The 3709-nt window shown below is 73.0% G+C and carries 3 protein-coding genes; all 3 read right to left on the reverse strand.

Features of this window, described 5'->3' with window-relative positions; genetic code table 11:
• Window positions 1-13: 13 nt before the first annotated feature.
• The 3 genes from B4M60_RS08565 to B4M60_RS08575 are packed head-to-tail and all read right to left on the reverse strand — an operon-like array spanning window position 14 to window position 3569.
• The gene (locus tag B4M60_RS08565; RefSeq protein ID WP_291082261.1) at window positions 14-1225 is read right to left on the reverse strand and encodes an FAD-dependent oxidoreductase; all 1212 of its coding nucleotides are present in this window, start codon (window positions 1223-1225) and stop codon (window positions 14-16) included.
• 49 nt (window positions 1226-1274) lie between these two features.
• A complete protein-coding gene (locus B4M60_RS08570; protein WP_291082264.1) occupies window positions 1275-2090 on the reverse strand; it encodes an enoyl-CoA hydratase/isomerase family protein in 816 nt (271 codons plus the stop codon).
• A gap of 6 nt (window positions 2091-2096) precedes the next feature.
• Entirely contained in the window at window positions 2097-3569 is a 1473-nt protein-coding gene (locus tag B4M60_RS08575) for an aldehyde dehydrogenase (protein WP_291082267.1), read from the reverse strand.
• Window positions 3570-3709: the final 140 nt, after the last annotated feature.

Here is a 3709-nt window from a genome sequence, read left to right on the forward strand (position 1 = left end):
GGCACCAACGAGATCATGAAGGAGCTGATCTCCCGGACCCTCTGAGCCCTCCCCCGGGCGGGTCGGCGAGGATCGCCCGCACCGCGTCGCGGCCCGCCCGGTTGGCTCCCACGGTCGACTGGGACGGGCCGTAGCCGAGCAGGAACAGCCGCGGCTCGTCGAGCGCGCGCCCGTCGGCCACCCGGATGCCGCCCTCGGGGGTCCGCAGCCCGAGCGGCGCGAGGTGCGCCACGGCCGGCCGGAACCCGGTCGCCCAGAGGATCACGTCGGCCTGCTCCAGCGTCCCGTCCGGCATCCGCACCCCGTCCGGTTCGATCCGGGTGAACATGGGGTGGCGCACGAGGACCCCACGTTCCTCGGCCCGCTCGATCCAGGGGGCGCGGAACATCCCGGTCACCCGGACCACGCTCTCGGGCGGCAGGCCCTGCGCGGTGCGCGCGGCCACCCGGTCGATCGCGGCGGAGAAGTTCTCCGGCGCCGGCCCCGTCTCCCACTCGATCTCCCGCCGGGTCACCCAGAACGTGTCCGCGACCAGCGAGATCTCCTCCAGCAGTTGCGTGGCCGAGATTCCCGCGCCCACGATCACCACGCGCCTCCCCGCGAACTCGTCGGCCGAGACGTAGTCGTGCACGTGGACCTGGCGCCCGCGGAAGGTCTGCCGGCCGGGGTAGTGCGGCCAGAACGGCCGCGTCCACGTCCCGGTGGCGTTGACGACGTGGCCGGCGATCCACACCTGCGACGCGGACTCGCCGGGCGGGTCGTCGACGCCGGTGACGGCCGCGGCGCCGCGGCCGGGGACCGGTCCGGAGACGACGACGAGGTGATCCCCCGCCGGGTCGCCCCGCTCCGGCACGGGTCTGCGGACGGAGCTCACCCGGACGGGCCGCCGGACGTCGAGCGCGACACTGTCCTCGTACTCGGCGAAGTAGCGGGGCAGGGCCTCCCGACTGGGCGCGCTCCCGTCCACGGCTGGGACCGGGTGGCCGGGGAGCTCGAAGATCCCGTTGACGGTGCTCATCGTGAGCGACGCCCAGCGGTGCCGCCACGCCCCGCCGGGGCCGTCCTCCGAGTCCAGCACGACGAACGACCGTTCGCCCTCGCCGGCCCGGTCGACCGGCACGAAGCCCCGGCGCCGGAGGTGGTAGCCGGCCGAGAGCCCCGCCTGGCCCGCCCCGATCACCGCGACGTCTACCGGGCGTGCCGGGGTCGGGTGCCGGGCGGTCATGTCGCCATGGTGGAGCACCGGGGCGCCGGCGGGATCGGAACCGCCCCGATCAGGCGCCGTCCGGGAGCGAGGTGAAGTCGGGCTGCCTGCCCTCGGCGAACGCCGCGAGCGCCTCCGCGTTGGCGGGCCCGCCCATGAGGTCGGCGAAGCACCGGTTCTCCCGCTCGCGTGCCTCGGCGATCTGGCGGGTCAGGGGCTCGATCATGGTCCGCTTGACCGCGCGCAGGCTGGACACGGGCAGCCTCGCCAGTCGCCGGGCGTGGTCGCCGGCTACCGCGTGCAGCTCGTCCGGGGCACAGAGCTTCCACACCAACCCCATCTCGTGGGCGTCGCGGGCGGAGATCCACTCAGACGAGAGCAGCGCCCACGCGGCGTTCTGCCGGCCCACCAGCCTCGGCAGCAGGTAGCTCGACGCCGCCTCGGGGGCCACCCCCAGGCTGGTGAACGGGCACTTGAGACGGGCGTCGTCGGCCATGAAGGCCAGGTCGGCGAACCCGATCACGGTCATGCCGATGCCCAGGCCGAGCCCGTTGATCGCCAGGATCAGCGGCTTGTCGAACGCCGCCAGGGCGTCGATCAGCCCCATGAAGCCGTGCGCCCCCGGGACGAAGTCGGGGTCGGTGATCCGTTGCCCCATCTCGAGCAGGTCGGTGCCCGCGCTAAACGCCCTGCCCTGTCCGGTGAGAAGGACGACCGCGACCGAGGGGTCCCGCGCGGCCTCGCGCAGCGCCTCTGTCAGCGCGTCGTACAGGGTCTCGTTGAACGCGTTGAGCGCGCCGGGGCGGGACAGCGTGAGGGTGCGGACACGATCGGCGTCCCGCACCTCCAGCACGCGGTCGGGCCCGCCCTCCGAGTTCCCGGCCACGCCCCGTCAGCCCTCGCCGGCCGCGGCCGACTCGCCCAGGTAGACGGTCTTGAGCTCGGTGTACTGCGCGAGCCCCTCGGGGCCGAACTCCCGGCCGACCCCGGAGGCCTTGAAGCCGCCGAAAGGGGCCGCGAAGTCCATCGTGTACGTGTTGACGCCGTAGGTCCCGGTGCGGACCCGGCGGGCCACACCCAATCCGGCCTCGCGGTCGGCGGTCCACACCGTGCCCGCCAGCCCGTACTCGGAGTCGTTGGCGATCCGCACGGCGTCGTCGACGTCGTCGTAGGCGATCACCGACAGGACCGGGCCGAAGATCTCCTCCTGCGCGATCCGCATGGAGTTGTCCACCCCCGCGAACACGGTCGGCCGCACGTACCAGCCGGTGTCCAGCCCGTCGGGCCGTCCGGTGCCGCCGGTGAGGAGCCGGGCGCCCTCCTGCTGACCGATCTCGATGTAGGACGACACGCGCTCCTGCTGCCGCCGCGCGACCATCGGGCCGATCTCCGTGGCGGGATCGAGCGGGTCGCCGACGACCATCGACCCGATGCCGGCGGCCAGGGCCTCGGCCACCTCGTCGTGCCGCTCGCGGCTCACCAGGATCCGGGTCTGCGCCACACAGGCCTGGCCCGAGTTCATCACGCCGAGGAACTTCATCCCCTCGACCACGCTCGTCAGGTCCGCGTCGTCCAACACGATCGCCGCGGACTTGCCGCCGAGTTCGAGCGAGCACCGCTTGAGCTGCTCACCGCAGATCGCGCCGATCTTGCGGCCCGCCGCGGTGGACCCCGTGAAGGCCACCTTGTCGATGCCCGGGTGGCGGACCAGGTGCTCCCCCACCTCGCGGCCGCCGGCCACGATGCTCACCACGCCCTTCGGCACGCCCGCCTCGATCAGCAGCTCCGCGAGGAGGTACGTGTCGAGCGGGGTCTCCGGCGCCGGCTTGACCACGATCGTGCACCCGGCCAACAGGGCGGGGATGACCTTGGACAGGACGGTGAACTGGGGGACGTTCCACGGCGGGATGGCCGCGACCACGCCGACGGGCTCGTGGCGCACCATCACGTCGCCGCCCAGCGCGCCCGGCCGGACCGACTCCCACGGGAACTCGCGGGCGATGGCCAGGAACGACTCGATCTGCATCCACGGGGCGGGCGCCTGGGCCAGCTTGCTGAAGGAGATCGGCGAGCCCATCTCGGTGGAGATCAGCGTCGCCATGTCGTCCAGCTTCGCGGCGTACAGGGCGGACAGGGTGGCGACCACCTCGATGCGCTCCTCCGGGCTCATCCGGGGCCACGGGCCGTGGTCGAACGCCTCGCGGGCCGCGGCCACGGCGGCGTCGATGTCGGCGACGGAGCCCTCCGGGACCCGGGCCACGACCTCCTCGGTGTGGGGGCTGATCACCTCGATCACGCCGTCCGTCGCGGGGGCGCGCCATTCGGTGCCGATCAACAGGGCGTCGCGATCGAGAGAGGTGGTCACGGAGGGTCTCCTAGGGTCGAACGGACATCTGATCAGACAGTTGTCCACTTTAATGTGACGCGCATCTCCCCACAAGGGACCCGCCCAAGCCGCTCGAGCCGCTTGCGCTGCCCCTCCGGCTTACGCTGCCCCCCTGGACC

This window comes from Dietzia sp. UBA5065, assembly GCA_002415925.1.
Taxonomy (GTDB): domain Bacteria; phylum Actinomycetota; class Actinomycetes; order Mycobacteriales; family Mycobacteriaceae; genus Dietzia.